Here is a 16,756-nt window from a genome sequence, read left to right on the forward strand (position 1 = left end):
GATTCCAAGGCGCCGGGATGGCCTCGTAGCAGAGCTACTAGGCCATTTCGGCAACGCCGGAAGCGTGCGTGCCATGCCGCGTCCGCCCGATCAGAGGTCACCCGACAGGCTCTCAGGCGTGCGAGAACCCGGAGCGGCGCAGTGCCTGGTCCAGTGACCAGAAGGCCTTGTCGATGGCGTGGTGCGGGAAGGTCGCGGTGCATGCGTCGGCGGCTTCGGGAAGAGTGGCGCAACCGTCTTCGGCCAGCACGAGGACGCGGTCGAATCCGTGGCGCCCCTGGAAAAGGCCGATCTCATGAATGACGTTCTGCCGAGCGACCCGGTGGCCTTCATCGGTGGTGTCCTCGGCGGTGAGCACGCAGATCGCGAAGGTGCAGCGCTGCAGGTAGTCCTGAAGGGCTTCGGTCACCGGACGGCTGCCCCAGGAGTTGGACTCGAAGGAGTAGACGGGCAGCCCGAAGCGCTGCTCCACGAAAGCCTTGACCGCGAGCCAGTCAGGGTTGCGGCCGTGGGCGATGAAGACGCCCTCCGGCGCCGCCGTGGATCGTCGCGCATGATCAAGGGACCGGATGAAGTCCTTGGCGACCTGGGCCAGTTGAGCGTGGCCGTGACTGCCCACGTAACGGAGCTTGTGCCTGGCCAGCGTCATACCGAGGAGGCAGCCGAGCTCGGTCTGGAGCCGTTCACCCGTCATCACGGCGAGCAGTCCGGCGGCGAATACGTCACCGGCTCCGGTGTCGTCCTCGATCTGGTCGTCCGTCAGCACGAGTTGGGGGTAGAAATCACCGAAGACCTTACTTCCGTCGCGCTGCCATGCATGAATGCCGGAGCGGCGCTTGACGACGAGCTGGGACCGGTCGTTGGCGAGGAGGTCCAGCACTCGGGCTGCGTTCCCCTCGTCGGAATTGTCGGCATCGCTGGAATCGGCCGCACCGTCGGAATCAGCGGAACCAGGAGGGCCCGAGGATTCGACGGCACGGTGCGCGCCTCCGAGTTCCTGAAACTCGCGGTGGTTGAGGAGCAGATAGTCCGCCAGCGCGATGATGCCGCCAACTGCTCCTGCGGCGTTCTGACTCCACACGTGACCGGGGTCGACACAAATGAGCGTGGCCGGGTTGACGCGCTTCACCTCGGCAAGCAGGGCAAGCAGTCGGCGGGGAGTGTCGGGATCAAAGAAGCTGGTGACGTGAATAACGTGAGTATCTGCCAAATACGCCACCAGCCCGTCGAAGTCGCGTGCCAGGTAGTCCGCCATGCCCGTGTTCGCGCCCGGGTGGGTCAGCAGCGTCCGTTCACCATCCTCAGTGAAGGAGAAACACACGCCGCACAGCCGGTCCGGATCCTGGAAGACGTACCGGCTGTCGATCGCGTCGGCGCTCAGCTGCTGCGCCGCTGTGAGTCCAGGGCCCGGTACGCGCCCGGCGACACCGATGTATCCCAGGCGCAGGTCGAGTTGGAGCGCTGCAAGCGTGTGGAGCGCGTTGTAGGCGGAGCCGCCAAGTGACGTCTGCAGTGCCTCGGCATCGGCTGCTTCGAGGGCGGCGTACACGGTCTGCTCGTCCACCGCGACCTCGGTGCCCCATTCCGGCGCCCTCTGCCCCGGCTCCAGAAGGTCCCCGATGCGGGTGCTGAGACGCTGACGGTCGCCGCGGGAGCGATGGTCGGCGGGAATGATGTAGTCGAGGTTGAGGGCGCCGATGCCGACCACGTCCCGGGCGAAGCCGGTACGCGGGGCTTGGCGGTGCGAGTCACTGCTCACCTGGTCTTCTCCCATGCAGAAACCCTTCCCTCTCCAGCATGCGCTCCAACTCCCAGAAGACGGACTCGATTCGCCCGGAAGGGAAGTCCAGCCGGATCAGGCCAGCGATGTTCGAGGGTGCCTCACGCCCCTCCTCGACCAGAATCGCGACCCGGCCGAATCCGTAAGAGCCCTGGAGGATTCCCACCTGATGGACGACGGTCTCCCCGGCGCGGCGTGACCCGCCGGCCATGGTACGGGTGGCCCCCAGTACGCACACGGCGAACCCGCAGCGCGCGAGTTGCGCCTCCGTCACGGGGCCGCGTATGCGGGGACGAGGATCCCCTGGTTCTCCCAGGGAAGGAGCGGACAGATCGATCCCGCGCACGGGAAGATCAAGGTCCTCGGTCAGGAACCTGTCCAACTTCACCCATCCGCTCTCGCCCTCATGGGCGACCAGCACCGCCCTCGGACGGCTGCCGGGCCCGGTCAGGTCTTCCGGTACCTGGACCAGTGACGCCTCCGCAGGCGCGGCAGGCAAGGGTCCCCGACCGGTGCGGCGCCTCATCACCCCGAGGCTGAGCCGGGCCCCCAGTTCTACCTGAAGGGGTCGGGAGACACGGGCTGCAAGCACGGATGCCGAGAACACATCGCCGGCCCCGGTCGCGTCCTCCACGCTGACCTCGCGGAGCGGACGGCGCAGCTGGAAGCGGCGTGCCTGTGCCCCGGTAGCCGACTTCCGGAATGCATCCACCGCGTCGTAGCGCTTGGTCACGAACACGGTGGCAGTCGGGACGATACGTTCCACGAGCCGGGCGGCCAGGACCTCGTCCGACTCCCCCACGGTGTAGTCGGCGAGTGCCTTGAACTCACGGTGATTGACGAAGATGAGGTCCGACAGGGCGAGAATCCCCTCAATGGCGGGGGTGGGGTGCTTGGCCCAGTCGAAACCCGGGTCGAAGCTCACCAGCAGAGCCGGATTGCGTTCTTTCGCATCGCGCAGTACATCCAGGAGAAGCGGTGGCGTCGCTTCATCCAGGAACGAGGTGACGTGCACGATGCGGGCAGCGGCAAGGTAGGCGGCGATCGCGTCTGCCCGGGAGCGCAGATGGTCAGCCATCGCGAAGTTCGCTCCAGGGTGCGTGAGCAGGACACGTTCCACATCGTCCAGGTAGGACAGGCAGACGCCGCACAGGAGGTCGGGGCGACGGGTGACCATGGTGCGGTCGATGCCGAGCCGGTCCATCTGCCCCAGAAAGGAGAGACCAGGTGTCTCGATCCGGCCCGCCACACCGATATATCCGAGCCGTACGTCGAGACGCAGCTGCGCGAGAGTGAAGATGGTCAGCCATGCGGAGCCGCCGAGCGAAGCATCGAGCGAAGCCGCTCCGAGACGCTCGATGGCCTTGACGACGGACGCCTGGTCCACCGGTCCCTCGGTGTTCCATTCGAAGCGAGCCACCGACTCCTGGACCTGTTCCGCCATGAGCTGCGACAACCGGGACGCGGAGGCGATGTAGTCCACGTTCAGCGCCCCAACGCCGACAACCTCGACTGCTCTCGGTTCCCTCACTGCAACCCCCGATGCGGTGATGCTGCACATGGTGCGCGCCCAACTCACCTATACCCGAAGTAACTTGAGGATTACCGCATGAGCGAGGCGAGTGCCGGACGGCCTCCACAGCGGGGATACCGCAGGGGTTTCCCCCCGGGGCCCCTGGGGGGAAACCCCCAATGAAGTCGGGGATCAACCCGGTCGCTCGGACGACGCCCGGTCCGTAGGTTCTGGGGTGGAATCGGAACACCGTTCCACTCAGCCTACGGAGGCCCCTCGTGACCGCCCCTTCGCGCCCGCAGACCCGCACTCTTCATCCGCTCGTCGCGGCCTTCGTGCGGTTCGTCGTGTGTGGTGGCGGTGTCGGGCTGGCATCCAGCGGGGTACTCGTACTGCTCAACGACCGGATACCGATGGTCGTTGCCAACGCGCTGGTCACCGTCGTCTCCACGGTCATCGCCACCGAATTGCACGGGCGGGTCTCCTTCCGGAGCGGGCGGAAGGGATGGAGGGTTCACCTTCAGTCCGGGGTGACCGTCGCCGTGAGCTATGCGTTCACGACAGGGGCGCTGTTCTGCCTGTACTCCGTCCGGTCCGAGCCCTCGGCCCTGGTCGAGCAGACGGTCTATCTGTCAGCGTCAGCTCTTGCGGGGATCGGACGCTTCATGGTGCTGCGGGTCGTGGTCTTCGCCGAGCGGACGACGGCCGGCGAGACCGCGCACGGCAGGGCTTCGATGGCGATGGCGGCGTGACGCCGGTACGGGAGCGGGCCGACGGTGTCGGCCCGCTCCCGCGAGGTCAGTCGCCGGCCGGAGTGCCCGTCACCTTCAGGTGACGGACGCGGCCCTCGTTGTCGAAGGACCCGAAGCCCACCCGGCCCGAGGCGAAGACCGGAGCGGTGGCCGTGATCAGCGGGTTGGGGCTGCCGTCCAGGTAGACGGCGGTCTCACCGGTGTCGGCGCAGTGGGTGAGGCTCACCTTGTGCCATCCGTCGTCCTTGATCGCCGGAGGTGCGCCGAAGGTTCCGTTCCACTGGTCGTCGATGCGCAGCCGGTCGGCGTCGTTGACTGTGAACATACCGTTGTGCGGGTAGATGCTGTTGTCGGTCGACAGGTGCGCGTACTGGAACCGGGTGTCCGACTGATAGTCCCAGATGAGAATGACATCACGGTTGGTGATCTCGACGGGGGTGTCGATCCGTACCTCCGCCTCGACGGTGACGGAGGAGTAGCGCGGGCCCGCGGTCAGGACGGCGTACTCGAAGGGGCGGCGCGGTCCCGGGCGGGCGACACCCGGCTCGGCCAGGATCGTCTCGCGTTCGGTGTATGCCCACTTGGCCGGGGTGACCGGCGCCCAGTTGTCGGGGCCGGTGGTGTGGGTGGTGGGGGTGTTGCCGATCTCGCAGTCGGCGAAGGTGCGGGTCCCGGTCACCTTCCAGACCTTGCCGTTGGCCTTCGAGACGATGTACAGGCCGCCGCTGCGGTCGGAGCCGAAGCGCAGGTCGACACGTTGGTCACCGGCGAGGTCGCGCATGGTGACCGACTTCCCGGTGGACTTGTCGAACAGCATCAGCTGCTCGAGCGGCGCGAGGTCGGCGCCGCGGTGCATGTCACGGGTGTTCGCGGCCAGGATCCGACCGTCCACGAGGTCACCGAAGATGTACTTTCCACGCAGCGCCGGCGCGTCCTTGCCGCGGTAGACGAAGCCTCCGGCAATGGCGCGGCCCACATCGGACCGGCAGTCCCAGCCGGGCTTCGGGTCGTGGTCGTAGGCGGCGACCGGGTAGGTGTAGCCGTACTGGGCGTCGTCGGCGGGGAGGGGGAGGATGCGGGCGCACGGGTCGGTGGTCTTCTTGTCGAACGCGAAGGGGCCCTCGCGCTCGCTCCAGCCGAAGTTGTCCCCGGCCTTGACCTCGTACACCGACTCGATGGCGTGCTCGCCTATGTGGCCGAGATACATGCGGTGGCTGCCGCCCTCGTCCCAGCTGAAGCGGTGCGGGTCCCGCATGCCTATCGCGTAGATCTCCCCGAGCGAACCGGGCTCACCGACGAACGGGTTGGACGCGGGGATGCCGTACCGGCCGTTGGCGCTGTCACGGCCCGCGGGGTCGATCCGGAGAAGCTTGCCGTGCGGGAGCGTCAGGTTCTGCGGCTCACTGTTGCCGACACCCTGTCCTCCGTCGCCCACCGCGAGGTAGAGAAGGCCGTAGTCCTCGTCGTGGGGCTTGGCCGTCGGATTGAAGTCGATCTGCTGGATGCCGTGGACCTGGCCGCTGAAGCCGATACGCAGCACCTCGCGACGGGTGCCGTGGAAGACGTCGGCGGAGGGGTCGTCGGCGGTCCACTCAGTGATGATGCCGTGATAGGTGGGCGTGCCGGCCTGCTGGTAATCGGGAGTCTCGGTGGCCTGCGAGGCGAGCTCGGTGTGGACGGTGTAGAAGCGCCCGTTCGCTGCGAACTCCGGGTGGAATGCGGCGTACCCGAAGCCCTGACCGAGACCGCGGCCCGAGAAGAAGTGCGGGAATGCCGCCTTGACGTCCAGGTAGGGGTGCGGGGTGCCCCCGGAGGTGCGCGTCGCGGCGCCGGGGTCGGTGAGATACAGGGTGCCGTTGAGGTCGGGGGTCGCCATCCGGCCGGAGCCGTCGGGCAGTTCATTGATGGTATTGATCCGTGCGTGGCGCATCAGGCGCGGATCCGTCGGCGCCGGGACAGGTTCCGACTTGGGGAAATGTGCGAACTCCTGCAGGACGAGTCCCGTCCTGGACTGGACGGGCTTCTGCGGAATGGGGTCGGTCAGGGCGGCTGTCGCCGCGGCGGGCTCGTCGGCATGGGACGGCGCGGCGAGACCGCCGAGGGCGAGGGCTGCGCCGACGGCCACGGCCGCCCACTTCCTTCGATATGTACGTCGTGACGCCATGTGGGTCCCTTCGGGCGGGCGTGACATATAGGCAGGGAAAGAACGATCCAGGGACGACACCGGTCAGCGGCCTCCCGTCATGCGCTGGTACTCCGCCGCCACCGCTCCGGCCGGCACCGATCGGTCCAGGAACAGGAGGTCGTCCATGCGGCAGTCGCAGGCGTTGTTCTCCCGGGTGTTCTGGGGGAAGCTTCCGCCGATCTTGATGCCGCGGGGATCGGTGGGCGAGGCGCGGTGGGGCGCCGACGTGCCGGCGATTTCCCAGGGGTCGCCCGGCGTGACGTAGAAGCCGTCCAGGGGCTTGCCGTCGCGGTAGAGCGCGAGGGTGCCGTCGCGGAAGTCGAATGTCGCGGCCAGGTGGACCCATTCACCACGAGGCAGCAGTTCTTCCCAGGGGGCCTCGGCGGCGAACGTCTGGGAGGCGCCGCTGTCCAGGCGTCTCCCCAGCGCGACCAGCTTCAACTCGCCGTTCACCTGAATGAGTTCGAGCAGCGCACGCACCGCGTGACCGTCAGAGGTTCCGGACAGCACGCCGGCCAGCCCGATCGCGTTGTAACGGTCGTTCGGGTTGGCCGTGTTGGAGTTGAGGGCGGGATTGTCGCCCGTCATCTTGAACCAGCCCATGACGGTGGCACCCCGGGCACTGCGGAAGGCCCCGAGGGACGACATGCCCTCGGCGTCCCAGGCCCCGGCCTTCCAGTCGTCGTTGCCCGCGGTGTCCGGGTTCTGCTGGCGCACCTGCAGGGCGGGCGAAGCGCCCGGGTACGCTTCGTCGGCCACGCGCATCGCTGCACCGCCGTTGATCAGGCTGAGCGTGGTGCCGGAGCGCCCGATGTCCTGCTCGCGACCGGGGTCGGCGGGGTCCGGGTGTCCGAAATCGTACGCCGCCACAGCCTGGGCTCGCAGCGGAGTGTAGGCGGTTGACGGGCGGGCCGCATGGGCCGGAAACGTGCCGGCGGCAAGCGAGGCGGTCGCGGCGAGTGCGGCGACGGCAAGTGAGTAGCGTCTGGTGCGGGGCGATGTCATACAGCCTCCCAGCGGCAGCGAAGGGGCAGTGAAGGGTCGGTCGATCAGGGTCTCCCGATCGACAGAAAGCGCTTTCGTCCGCGTGCGGGGACCATGTAACCCCCTTCGCTACGACCCTGACAATGGGCGTGTACTCGCCAATTTCTTGGGCGCCCTTCCGCGGCGGCGCGAACCTCCTTGCGAACGAGCACCCAGACCGCGAGCGGCCCATCGAGGCGCAGACCCCACGAACTCACAGCGATTTACGAGCGGTTCGCTCCGATTCCGAGCGGGTACGGCGGGTGGGTGAAGTGGCCCGGCGGGCAACCGCGCGGGTGCCGGTTCACCGCAGGTGCGCCTGTCGCGGCGGACTCGGCGGGAGCCTCGATCATTCAGCTGAACACGCCGCCTGGAAGCGGTGGTTGAGGCCGCACGCGAGCAGCGTCAGGCCCCGGCCGACCAGGCTGAGCAGCAGCTGGGATCGGCTGTTCGCGACGACGTACATGGAGACGAGCGTGGCGATGATGGCCGGAGCGGTGGCGTAGTAGAGCCAGGGAAAGAACCACATGTGGACCTGGAGCCGTTCGGGTGCCTCCGCTGCCGGCCTTCGACGTGTGCGCAGCCGGGCGAGTGAGACTGATCAGCCAGGCATCCCGGCCGCACGGCGGAGCCGCCCGCCGGTGTGCCAGGGAGTGCGCATCCTTGTCCTGTGCCGCCTCAGCGATAGGCGGCCTGACCGGTGAGGGCCTGCCCGACGACCAGTGTGTGCACCTCACTGGTGCCCTCGTACGTGAGCACCGACTCGAGATTGTTGGCGTGCCGCAGCGGCGAGTACTCCAAGGAGATGCCGTTGGCCCCGAGCACGGTCCGGCACTCCCGGGCGATGGCCAGTGCCTCCCGTACGTTGTTCAGCTTGCCCGCACTCACCTGCTCGGGGCGGAGGGTGCCGAGGTCCTTGAGCCGGCCGAGGTGGAGGGCGAGCAGCGCCGCGTTGCCGAGGGAGAGTGCCATGTCGGCGAACTTGCGCTGGGTGAGCTGGAAGGCGCTGATCGGCCTGCCGAACTGGACGCGCGCGTCTGCATAGTCGATGGCCGTCTGCAGGCAGTCACGGGCCGCGCCGACTGCGCCGAAGAGGATGCCGAACCGGGCCTCGTTCAGGCACGAGAGCGGACCCCGCAGCCCCTGGGCCCCGGGGAGCCGGGCGGATTCCGGCAGCCGGACGTTGTCGAAGTGGAGCTCGGAGGTGATCGAGGCCCGGAGCGACATCTTCTGCTTGATGTCACGGGTGGTGAAGCCCGGCGTGCCGCGTGGCACGAGGAAGCCCCGGACGCCGTCCTCGGTCTGCGCCCAGACCGTGGCCACGTCGGCGATGCCACCGTTGGTGATCCACATCTTGGAGCCATTGAGGATCCAGTCGCCGCCGTCACGGACGGCACGCGTGCGCATCGCCGCCGGGTCACTGCCGAAGTCGGGTTCGGTGAGGCCGAAGCAGCCGATGGCTTCCCCCGCGGCGAGCCGGGGCAGCCACTCCTGCCTCTGCTCCTCGGACCCCCACTTCCGGATCGAGTACATCGAGAGCGAACCCTGGACGGACACGAAGCTGCGGAAGCCTGAGTCGGCGGCCTCGAGTTCCAGGCAGGCGAGCCCGTAGCCGACAGCGCTGACGCCCGCGCAGCCGTAGCCCTCCAGATGCATGCCGAGAACGCCCAGCTTGCCGAGTTCGGGGGCGAGTTCGCTGGCGAAGTGCGCGTTCTCGAACCACTCGCCGATGTGCGGGCGGACCCGGTCGGCGAGAAACTTGGCGACCGTGGCCTGGATTTCGCGTTCCTCGTCGCTGAGCACCGAGGCGATGTCCAGCAGGGCGAGGGGGTCCTTCATCGGCTTGTTGCCGCTCATCGTGTGCTCCTGGGAGGGGGTACGGAGGTGTGCGTGGTGGTCGGGGCGGGTTGCCTCGGTGGCTGGGTCAGCTGTCGAGCCAGTCGGCGATGGAGTCGGTGTGCTCGCCCAGCCGCGGCGGGCGCCGTGCGTAGTGGACCGGGGTACGGGACAGCCCGATGGGGTTGGCCACGAGGTTCATCGGACCGTCGTGCCCGCCCTCGGCCTCGGCGCCCGCGTCGTCCGGGGTGACGCGCGGCGCAAGCCCCAGCTGTTCGGCCAGGTCGAAGGCCCCGGCGAGGTCGTTCACCGGACCGCACGGCACGCCGAGCGGAGTGAGGAGGTCGAACCATTCGTCCGCCGCGCGCCGCCGGAGCCGTACGCACAGCTCTTCGGCGAGCGCGTCGACGTGGGTCACCCGGTCGGTGTTGGTGGCGAACCGCGGATCCACGGCCAGACCGGCCGCGTCCAGGCCCCGGCACAGCGCGGCGAACTGGCGGTCGTTGCCGACGGCGACGACGAGTGGCCGGTCCGCCGTCTCGTAGACCTCGTACGGCGCGATCGACGGATGGCGGTTGCCCAGGATGCCCGGCACCTGACCGGCCAGGGTGTAGCCGGCGGACTGGTTGACCATGCCGGACAGCAGCGACGACAGCAGGTTGACCTCGACATGCTGACCCTCGCCGGTCGCATCCCGATGACGCAGGGCGGCCATGACCCCCATCGCGGCATGCAGCCCGGTGAGTACGTCGACCAGCGCGACACCCGTCTTCACCGGTTGCCCGGGGGCCGGTCCGGTGACACTCATCAGTCCGCCGACGGCCTGGATCAGCAGGTCGTAGCCAGGCAGCGCCGCACCCTTACCCGCTCCGAAGCCGGTCACCGAGCAGTACACGAGGCCGGGGTTGAGTTCGCGGACCCGCTCGTAGGCGAGCCCGTACTTGTCCATGGTGCCGGGGCGGAAGTTCTCGAACACCACGTCCGCCCGGCGGATCAGTTCCGTCGCCCTGCGGCGGCCCGTCGGGTCGCGCAGATCCACGGCGAAGGATCGCTTGTTGCGGTTGACGGAGAGAAAGTAGGTGGCCTCACCCTGTGCCTTCGGCGGGCCCCACGCCCGGGTGTCGTCACCGGTTCCCGGCTGCTCCACCTTGATCACATCCGCGCCGAGGTCGGCGAGGAGCATGGTCGCGTACGGTGCCGCGAGCACCCGGCCGAAGTCGGCCACCAGCACACCGGACAGCGGCAGTCGAGCAGCGCCGGTCATCGGGTTCCTGCCTGGGAGGCGTCCGCCAGTCCGGCCTCGACGAGTGCCTCGGCCATGCGCACGGCGAGCAGCGGCACGAGTCCGGAGGGCTTCCACACCACGGTGTTGCCGTATCCGAGCGCTGGGGCGACCTTCCCCGCGGGGATGGCGACGGGGAAGTTGAACGGGGTGACCGCGGCGACGACACCCACCGGACGGTGGATCACCGCGGCGGCCTCCGGGGCGCGGTCACGGCCTGCGTGCTGCTCCATCGGCGTTCCCTTCCGTATGCGTCCGTACGCACCGTCCTGGAGCGCATCGGGATGACCAGGCCGCCATTCTCCGCATGCCGCAGCCCCTCACGCAGTGGACAGAATGTCCCGGCCATCGCGCATTCCGCGCTCCACTATGTCCATGGCTGTCGGCCTCGGGGCGCGGTTGGCTCGGCGGTCCATCCCCGTGCATCCCGGCTCGCCCCGGTGCCCGGCGAGAAGCGCACCCGGCTCGTCAGCTCCGGTGCCGAGGCGGTGGAGAACGCGGTCAAGATCGCCCGCGCGGCCACCGGCCGGCCAGCCGGTCACTGGTCCACGATCCCCTCCCAGGCGGCCAGCGCGAGCAGCAACTCGGCCCGTACATGCGCGGAGTCGAGATCGACGCCCAGCAGTGTCCGGATCCGCTCCATCCGGCTGCGCAGTGTGTGCCGGTGGACCTCCAGGGCTGCGGATGCGGCACCCCACTGTCCGTGATGTTCCAGGAACGCGCGGAGGGAAGCGAGCAGTTCCGAGCCGTTGTCCCGGTCGTGTGCGGCCAGCGGCGCGAGCCGTTCGGCGGCCACCCGGCGGAGAACCTCTCGGCTCTCGGGGGCGCTGACGAGCACGTGTCCGGCCAGCGACTCGAAGGCTACGAGCCCCGCCCGGCCGCGCGCCTCGGCGACCGCGGCGGCGTTGCTCGCCTCCTGGAGCGCCTGCGGCCCGGCGTCGGGCTCGTGCACAAGGCTGAGCCCGGCCCAGAGGCGCGGCCCGAACCGTTCGACCGCATCGTCGACAAGATCCCGGGCGATACCGATACCCGTGGCGCCGCGGCGTCCGTCGCTCGCTGCGGGACCGTCGTCCCCACCCGCTCGCATCCCCGTTCGGGGGCCGTCCCCGGGCAGCAGGAGCACGGCACGCCCCTCACGTACGGCACCGAAGCGCGGCAGGCCGATCTCGGCGAGTCGGGGGCCGACCGTGTCGAGGGCCTGCCGAGGGCTCGGCCCGCTCAGTAGGAGGACGCGGATGCCGTTGCGGGCCGGGAAGCCGGCCTCCGCCAGGTGGTCGAGGGCGGTGCGCGAGGGGAGTGTCCCGTCCAGGACCATGCGCAGGAAGAGGCTGTTGACCCGGTGCTGCTCGTCCTGCAGGCGCAGAGGCTTCTCGGCCTGGAGCGCGATCAGCGACGCCGCATGCCCGAGCAACAGGTGGTCGACGGCGGTCAGTTCCCGGTCGGCGGCCAGCACGAGTCTGCCGTGGGTACGTGGGCCCACGCGGACCTGTTGGGCGACGACCACCCCGTGCGGTCCGGCACTCAGCGCCTGCGTCGCCCGGTCACTCCCGCCGGCGCTCCTCAGCTCGGCGAGCACACCGGGGTCGACGCCCGCCGAACCGGACGGATGGGCGGCACGCACCGCACCGGCTTCGTCCAGGTACAGCACCGTGGAGTGCGTCGAGACGGCCAGTTCCCGTACGACGGCCCTGGCGCCGTCGCGCAGCGCGGCCCGGGTCATCCGGGGCTGGACGCGGGAGGCCCGTACGACTCCCTCGTACTGCAGCTCGGCCAGGCGTTCCATCAGGGCCTTGGTGATCGCGACGAACGGCGTGGGCAGCGGCACTTCGAGCAGGGGCAGTCCCACCTTGTCGGCCGCGTCCACGACGGCCGCGGGAACGTGCCGGTGCGAGAGTCCAGTGCCGAAGCCGACTGCGGCCACACCGGCATCCGCCAACCGCTGGATGTACGCCTGCTGCCCGGCCTCCGCTTCCGGTAGTCGCAGTCCGGTGGTGAGCAGCAGTTCGCCGCCGCTCAGCCAGGGAACGGGGTCGGCCAGATCGATGCTGTGGGCCCAGACGGCCTCCCGGTCGAGCCCGTCCCGCCCGGCCAGCACCGTCAGCCGCAGCTCGGGGCGGCCGATCAGCCAGTGGAGGGGTACGCCCAAGGTTTCCACCGCCGCCCTGCCCGCGCCGCGGGGTCGCACCCGGGCCTCTCGTTCGATCGGGCAAAGCTAGCAGGCCGGCAGGAATCCGCCTCGACCGGTGCGGGAGCGTTCCCGGCTCCCTTCACGGCGCACAGGGTCGCGCCACCTTCGCCGACTCAGAGTGCCCGGCGGGAAGCATCTCCGCCGACACCGTACCCACCGGACGACTCCGGGAACTCACCTACGATCGACCGCGTGTGCGCAAACGTCATCGTCGCCGAAGACGACGAGAAACAGGCCGAACTCGTACGCCGCTACCTCGAACGTGAGGGCCACGCGGTCACCGTCGTCACGGACGGTCTCGCCGCACTCGACGAGGTGAGGCACGGGGAGCCCGACCTGCTGGTCCTCGATGTGATGATGCCTCGGGCGGACGGGCTCGATGTGGTGCGTGTCCTGCGCGCCGAGCACCGGGAGCTGGCGGTGCTGATGCTGACGGCCCGGACCACCGAGGACGATCTGCTGCTGGGCCTCGACCTGGGTGCGGACGACTACATGACCAAGCCGTACAGCCCGCGCGAACTGATGGCCCGGGTCCGCACGCTCCTGCGCCGCACGAATCGGCCAGGACAGGCGACCCCCTCCGCGGACGCCGTCGATGAGGTGCTCTCCGTGGGCGGACTCAGAGTTGACTCGGCCCGGCACGAGATATCGGTCGACGGTATGTCGGTGGAATGCACGCCGGGTGAGTTCCGGATCCTCGCCGCGATGGCCGCCGAGCCCGGCCGGGTCTTCAGCAGGCAGCGGCTCCTGGAGGAGTTGCACGGCTTCGACCGGTACATCAGCGACCGCACGGTCGACGTGCACATCATGAACCTGCGCAAGAAGATCGAGCCCGCCCCGCGGAAGCCGTCCCGGCTGCTCACCGTCTTCGGAGTCGGGTACAAACTGACCGACCCCGCAAGGGGCGCGTCGCGTGCGTAGCCGTGGCCGGCTGGACCGCCGGCGACTGCCCTTCCGCAAGAGTCTGCTCGTGCGGCTGCTGGCCGTATCGGCGCTGGTGGCGGCCTGTTCGGTGGCGGCCACTGCCTGGCTCGCCGTGCAGACCACTTCCGGTGCCATCAAGCAGGAGCAGGGCCAGAACCTCACCGCGGATGCCCGGATCTACACCAAGCTGCTCGGCTACGCGGCGGGCCATTCCCAGTGGGACGGTGTCGAGACGACGGTGCGCGATCTGGCGGCGCGGTCCGGCCGCCGGATCGCCCTGACCACCCAGCGCCGGGAGATCATCGCCGACTCCGCGACGGGGGCGTCCCCGCCCGCGCTTCCCGCGCAGGCGTCGGCCGTGGTCGACCCGCTCTCCGTGGACACAGCTCTGGCAGCGCAGTCCTCCGGAGCGACCGGCACCGCGGCCGACCGCGTCGACCCGCGAGCCGTCGGACCGTTCCGCCTGCCCCCGGCGGAACGTACGCAATTGCGCCGCATCGCCGACCGGGGCGTGGCGTGCCTCAACGACGCCGGGATCGCCTCGGACATCGTGGAGGAACCGAGCGGGCGCCCCCGCATCCAGATCGTCGGCAACGACCCCGACCGGATCCTGGGCACCAGATGCTCGACCGACGCACTGGACAGGCCCACCGGAACCGAGAAGAAGGCACTCGACGCGCTCAACAAGCTGGCCGACGCCTGCCTGGACCGCCAGGGCCGTGCAGCCGTACACCTGCGCCTGGACCTCTCCTGGGGCCAGGACCCCGGGCCGGAACCGAGCCCCGGCCCGGTCCGTCGGCTTTCCGCCGCTCCCCCCGTCCCGGTGCCGGCCGTCCAGAGCAGCGACAACGACCGGGCGATCGCGTCGTGCGTCGGCGCCGCCCGCCGCGAGCAGCTCAGTTCGTACGTGGCCTCGCCCGCACTGCTGTTCATCGGGGACGCGGGCGGCGCCACCGTCCCCGGTTTCGATCTCTCACCGGCGAACACCGCCCGTATCGCAGGTGTCGCCGCCCTGGTACTCGCCCTCACCGTCGGCGCCTCGGTGCTGGCAGGAGTCCGGCTCGTACGCCCGTTGCAGGCACTCACCGGTGCCGCCCAGCGAATGCGGGACGGCGAGCAATCGGCGCCTGTACCGGTCACCGCGGACAACGAGATCGGACGACTCGCGGCCACGTTCAACGACATGACGGCGCATCGTGCACGCCTCGAGGAACAGCGGAAGGTGATGGTCAGCGATGTCGCCCACGAGTTGCGCACCCCACTGAGCAATATCCGTGGCTGGCTGGAGGCAGCGCAGGACGGCGTGGCGGACCTCGACCCGGCTTTCGTCTCCTCGCTCCTGGAGGAGGCCGTTCAGCTGCAGCACATCGTCGACGACCTTCAGGACCTGGCCGCGGCCGACGCGGGCGCGCTGCGTCTGCACCCGGCGCCGGTACGGATCGACGACCTCCTCGGCCAGGTCGTCGCGGCGCACCAGGCCCGCGCCGAGACGGCCGGAGTGACGCTGACGGTGGGCACGGCGGTTCCCGGGCCCCCTTCTCGTCCCCTGACCGCCGACCCGGTACGCCTGCGGCAGGCCCTCGGCAACCTGGTGTCCAACGCGGTACGCCACACACCTCCGGAAGGGCACGTGACCCTGCGCGCATACGGCTCCGAGTCGGGTGACGAGGTGGTCGTGGACGTCGAGGACACCGGCGGCGGCATCTCGTCCGAGGACCTCCCGTACGTCTTCGACCGTTTCTGGCGCGCGGAGAAGTCGCGGAGCCGCCGCACCGGCGGCAGCGGTCTCGGCCTGGCCATCGTCCGCAAACTCGCCGAGGCGCATGGTGGCGTGGTGAGCGCCGCGAGTACGGAGGGAAAGGGCTCGGTCTTCACGCTGCGCCTGCCGACGGGTCCGCATCCCACACCGGCGGGCCGGTCACCGAAGCCGTCCGACCGTCCGGACGAGGCCGCCCTGCGCCATCGGGGCTGATGCGATGACCACAGCGATCTGACAGCTTCTTCATAAGTTCACGCGAGGCTGACGGCATGCCCGGCGCCTGGTGCGAATCGGCATCCAGGCACCACCAAGGCCGGGCTGGAACTGGAGCCACGTATGTCCCACCGTCCCCGTCCGACCCTGCGCACCGCCGTCCTCACCGCCGTCGCGGCGGGCGCAGTACTCCTCCCGTCCGCCACGGCCCTCGCAGCGGCCCCTTCCAACGCAACGCCCAGCCCTTCGGTGACGTCCACCGAGCGGACCCCGGCGCCCGTTCCGGAAGCCGGGTCGAGCAGGCCCGCGCGTGGCGAGGTGCCCTCGGTGGCGCCCCGTGGCGGCGTGGCCGCGGGCGACAGGCCCAGCCCGGCCCCGGCCGTGCGCTTGAAGCATGGCTCCGCCGAGCCGCGTGGCGGCGTGGCCGCGGGCGAGCGTCCGATCGGCACGACGAGCAACACCACCGCCGCCGTCGCGGGTTCGGTCGCCGCCGCGGCCCTGCTCGGGGGCGCGGGCACTCTGGTGCTGCGCCGCCGCGCGACCGCACACCGAAACGGCTGACCCTCGCAGTGGCGCCGCTCTTCATGGGCGGCGCCACTGCCCGTCTCCGCCTCGCCTGTCACCTGCTCTGGAGCCCGCATGTCCCCTGCCCACCACAGACGCCAGCGATCCGCCGCGCCGACGGCTCTCGCCTGTCTCACCCTCGCTCTCGTCACCGGCTGCACATCCCACGCCGCGGCGCCGTCGCCCCCCACCCGCTCCCCCACGCATTCCCCCACTGCCCCCGCCGGCTCCCCCGGCTCCCCCGGGGCGGAACAGCCCGCGGCTCCCGCCCAAGTGGCCATCCCCTCGATCAAAGTGACCAGTTCCCTGATGCCGCTCGGTCTCAACGCGGACGGCACCGTCGAGGTCCCACCGGCGGAGAAGGGCATGACAGCAGGCTGGTACACGGGAAGTGCGATCCCGGGCGAGCGCGGAGCGGCCGTCCTCATCGGGCACAACGACACCCGGTTCGGCAGGGCCGTCTTCCACGACCTGAAGAAGATCGGCAAGGGGACGGACATAGTCGTGCGCAACGAGCAAGGCCAGACAACCCACTTCACCGTCACCGGCACGGAGTCCGTGAGCAAGCAGGCGTTCCCCACGAAGAAGGTGTACGGCAGGACCGACGACCGCGCCCTCCGTCTCATCACCTGCGACGGCGCATTCGACGCCCAGGGCCACCCGGTGGACAACCTCATCGTCTACGCGACCGCCCGCTGACGGCAGGTCCGATGAGGCCTCCACCACCATTGGTACGC

The 16,756-nt window shown here is 69.7% G+C and carries 14 protein-coding genes; 5 read left to right on the plus strand and 9 right to left on the minus strand.

What is annotated here, in order from left to right; all coding sequences use genetic code 11:
* Window positions 1-112 precede the first annotated feature (112 nt).
* Both ACNPQM_RS07215 and ACNPQM_RS07220 read right to left on the minus strand, forming a co-directional pair.
* Window positions 113-1,774, minus strand: coding sequence for a PfkB family carbohydrate kinase (locus tag ACNPQM_RS07215; RefSeq protein ID WP_418083333.1), 1,662 nt, complete (start codon window positions 1,772-1,774; stop codon window positions 113-115).
* Window positions 1,749-3,263 carry a PfkB family carbohydrate kinase gene (locus ACNPQM_RS07220; protein ID WP_418083334.1) on the minus strand — a complete coding sequence of 505 codons (1,515 nt, stop codon included), beginning with the start codon at window positions 3,261-3,263 and terminating at the stop codon, window positions 1,749-1,751. The genes ACNPQM_RS07215 and ACNPQM_RS07220 overlap by 26 nt, the downstream gene beginning before the upstream one ends.
* 308 nt (window positions 3,264-3,571) lie before the next feature.
* On the opposite strand from ACNPQM_RS07220, the gene ACNPQM_RS07225 reads away from it, so the two are divergent.
* The gene (locus ACNPQM_RS07225) at window positions 3,572-4,045 is read left to right on the plus strand and encodes a hypothetical protein (RefSeq protein WP_418083335.1); all 474 of its coding nucleotides are present in this window, start codon (window positions 3,572-3,574) and stop codon (window positions 4,043-4,045) included.
* A 46-nt stretch (window positions 4,046-4,091) separates the two neighbouring features.
* Here ACNPQM_RS07225 and ACNPQM_RS07230 read toward each other — a convergent pair whose 3' ends face one another.
* The 7 genes from ACNPQM_RS07230 to ACNPQM_RS07260 form a co-directional block, all read right to left on the minus strand.
* Complete coding sequence (locus ACNPQM_RS07230) at window positions 4,092-6,170, minus strand: PQQ-dependent sugar dehydrogenase (protein ID WP_418083336.1); 2,079 nt, start codon at window positions 6,168-6,170, stop codon at window positions 4,092-4,094.
* A gap of 102 nt (window positions 6,171-6,272) precedes the next feature.
* Window positions 6,273-7,235, minus strand: coding sequence for a hypothetical protein (locus ACNPQM_RS07235; RefSeq protein ID WP_418083337.1), 963 nt, complete (start codon window positions 7,233-7,235; stop codon window positions 6,273-6,275).
* A 367-nt stretch (window positions 7,236-7,602) separates the two neighbouring features.
* Complete coding sequence (locus ACNPQM_RS07240) at window positions 7,603-7,782, minus strand: hypothetical protein (protein WP_418083338.1); 180 nt, start codon at window positions 7,780-7,782, stop codon at window positions 7,603-7,605.
* Window positions 7,783-7,931: 149 nt separating this feature from the next.
* Window positions 7,932-9,110 (minus strand): acyl-CoA dehydrogenase family protein, encoded by a 1,179-nt coding sequence (locus ACNPQM_RS07245; RefSeq protein WP_418083339.1) that lies wholly within the window; start codon window positions 9,108-9,110, stop codon window positions 7,932-7,934.
* 67 nt (window positions 9,111-9,177) lie between these two features.
* Window positions 9,178-10,353, minus strand: coding sequence for a CaiB/BaiF CoA transferase family protein (locus ACNPQM_RS07250; protein ID WP_418083340.1), 1,176 nt, complete (start codon window positions 10,351-10,353; stop codon window positions 9,178-9,180).
* A complete protein-coding gene (locus ACNPQM_RS07255; protein WP_418083341.1) occupies window positions 10,350-10,604 on the minus strand; it encodes an aldehyde dehydrogenase family protein in 255 nt (84 codons plus the stop codon). The genes ACNPQM_RS07250 and ACNPQM_RS07255 overlap by 4 nt, the downstream gene beginning before the upstream one ends.
* Before the next feature lie 305 nt (window positions 10,605-10,909).
* A complete protein-coding gene (locus ACNPQM_RS07260) occupies window positions 10,910-12,526 on the minus strand; it encodes a PucR family transcriptional regulator (protein ID WP_418083373.1) in 1,617 nt (538 codons plus the stop codon).
* 225 nt (window positions 12,527-12,751) lie between these two features.
* On the opposite strand from ACNPQM_RS07260, the gene ACNPQM_RS07265 reads away from it, so the two are divergent.
* From ACNPQM_RS07265 to ACNPQM_RS07280, 4 genes are all read left to right on the plus strand, one after another.
* Window positions 12,752-13,480 (plus strand): response regulator transcription factor, encoded by a 729-nt coding sequence (locus ACNPQM_RS07265; protein ID WP_418083342.1) that lies wholly within the window; start codon window positions 12,752-12,754, stop codon window positions 13,478-13,480.
* The gene (locus tag ACNPQM_RS07270) at window positions 13,473-15,455 is read left to right on the plus strand and encodes a sensor histidine kinase (RefSeq protein WP_418083343.1); all 1,983 of its coding nucleotides are present in this window, start codon (window positions 13,473-13,475) and stop codon (window positions 15,453-15,455) included. The genes ACNPQM_RS07265 and ACNPQM_RS07270 overlap by 8 nt, the downstream gene beginning before the upstream one ends.
* Window positions 15,456-15,578: 123 nt before the next feature.
* Window positions 15,579-16,016 carry a hypothetical protein gene (locus tag ACNPQM_RS07275; RefSeq protein WP_358861256.1) on the plus strand — a complete coding sequence of 146 codons (438 nt, stop codon included), beginning with the start codon at window positions 15,579-15,581 and terminating at the stop codon, window positions 16,014-16,016.
* A gap of 78 nt (window positions 16,017-16,094) precedes the next feature.
* On the plus strand, window positions 16,095-16,718 hold the full coding sequence (locus tag ACNPQM_RS07280) for a class F sortase (protein ID WP_418083344.1): 624 nt from the start codon (window positions 16,095-16,097) through the stop codon (window positions 16,716-16,718).
* The last annotated feature ends 38 nt before the right edge of the window (window positions 16,719-16,756 follow it).

It is taken from the genome of Streptomyces sp. NPDC056231 (assembly GCF_048270745.1).
Taxonomy (GTDB): domain Bacteria; phylum Actinomycetota; class Actinomycetes; order Streptomycetales; family Streptomycetaceae; genus Streptomyces.

Bases quoted from the DNA above. Each gene is read 5' to 3' on its own strand.
- ACNPQM_RS07250 (WP_418083340.1), bottom strand. From the start codon at position 10,353: ATGACCGGCGCTGCTCGACTGCCGCTGTCCGGTGTGCTGGTGGCCGAC.
- ACNPQM_RS07235 (WP_418083337.1), bottom strand. From the start codon at position 7,235: ATGACATCGCCCCGCACCAGACGCTACTCACTTGCCGTCGCCGCACTC.
- ACNPQM_RS07215 (WP_418083333.1), bottom strand. From the start codon at position 1,774: ATGGGAGAAGACCAGGTGAGCAGTGACTCGCACCGCCAAGCCCCGCGT.
- ACNPQM_RS07255 (WP_418083341.1), bottom strand. From the start codon at position 10,604: ATGGAGCAGCACGCAGGCCGTGACCGCGCCCCGGAGGCCGCCGCGGTG.
- ACNPQM_RS07280 (WP_418083344.1), top strand. From the start codon at position 16,095: ATGTCCCCTGCCCACCACAGACGCCAGCGATCCGCCGCGCCGACGGCT.
- ACNPQM_RS07275 (WP_358861256.1), top strand. From the start codon at position 15,579: ATGTCCCACCGTCCCCGTCCGACCCTGCGCACCGCCGTCCTCACCGCC.
- ACNPQM_RS07245 (WP_418083339.1), bottom strand. From the start codon at position 9,110: ATGAGCGGCAACAAGCCGATGAAGGACCCCCTCGCCCTGCTGGACATC.
- ACNPQM_RS07240 (WP_418083338.1), bottom strand. From the start codon at position 7,782: ATGTGGTTCTTTCCCTGGCTCTACTACGCCACCGCTCCGGCCATCATC.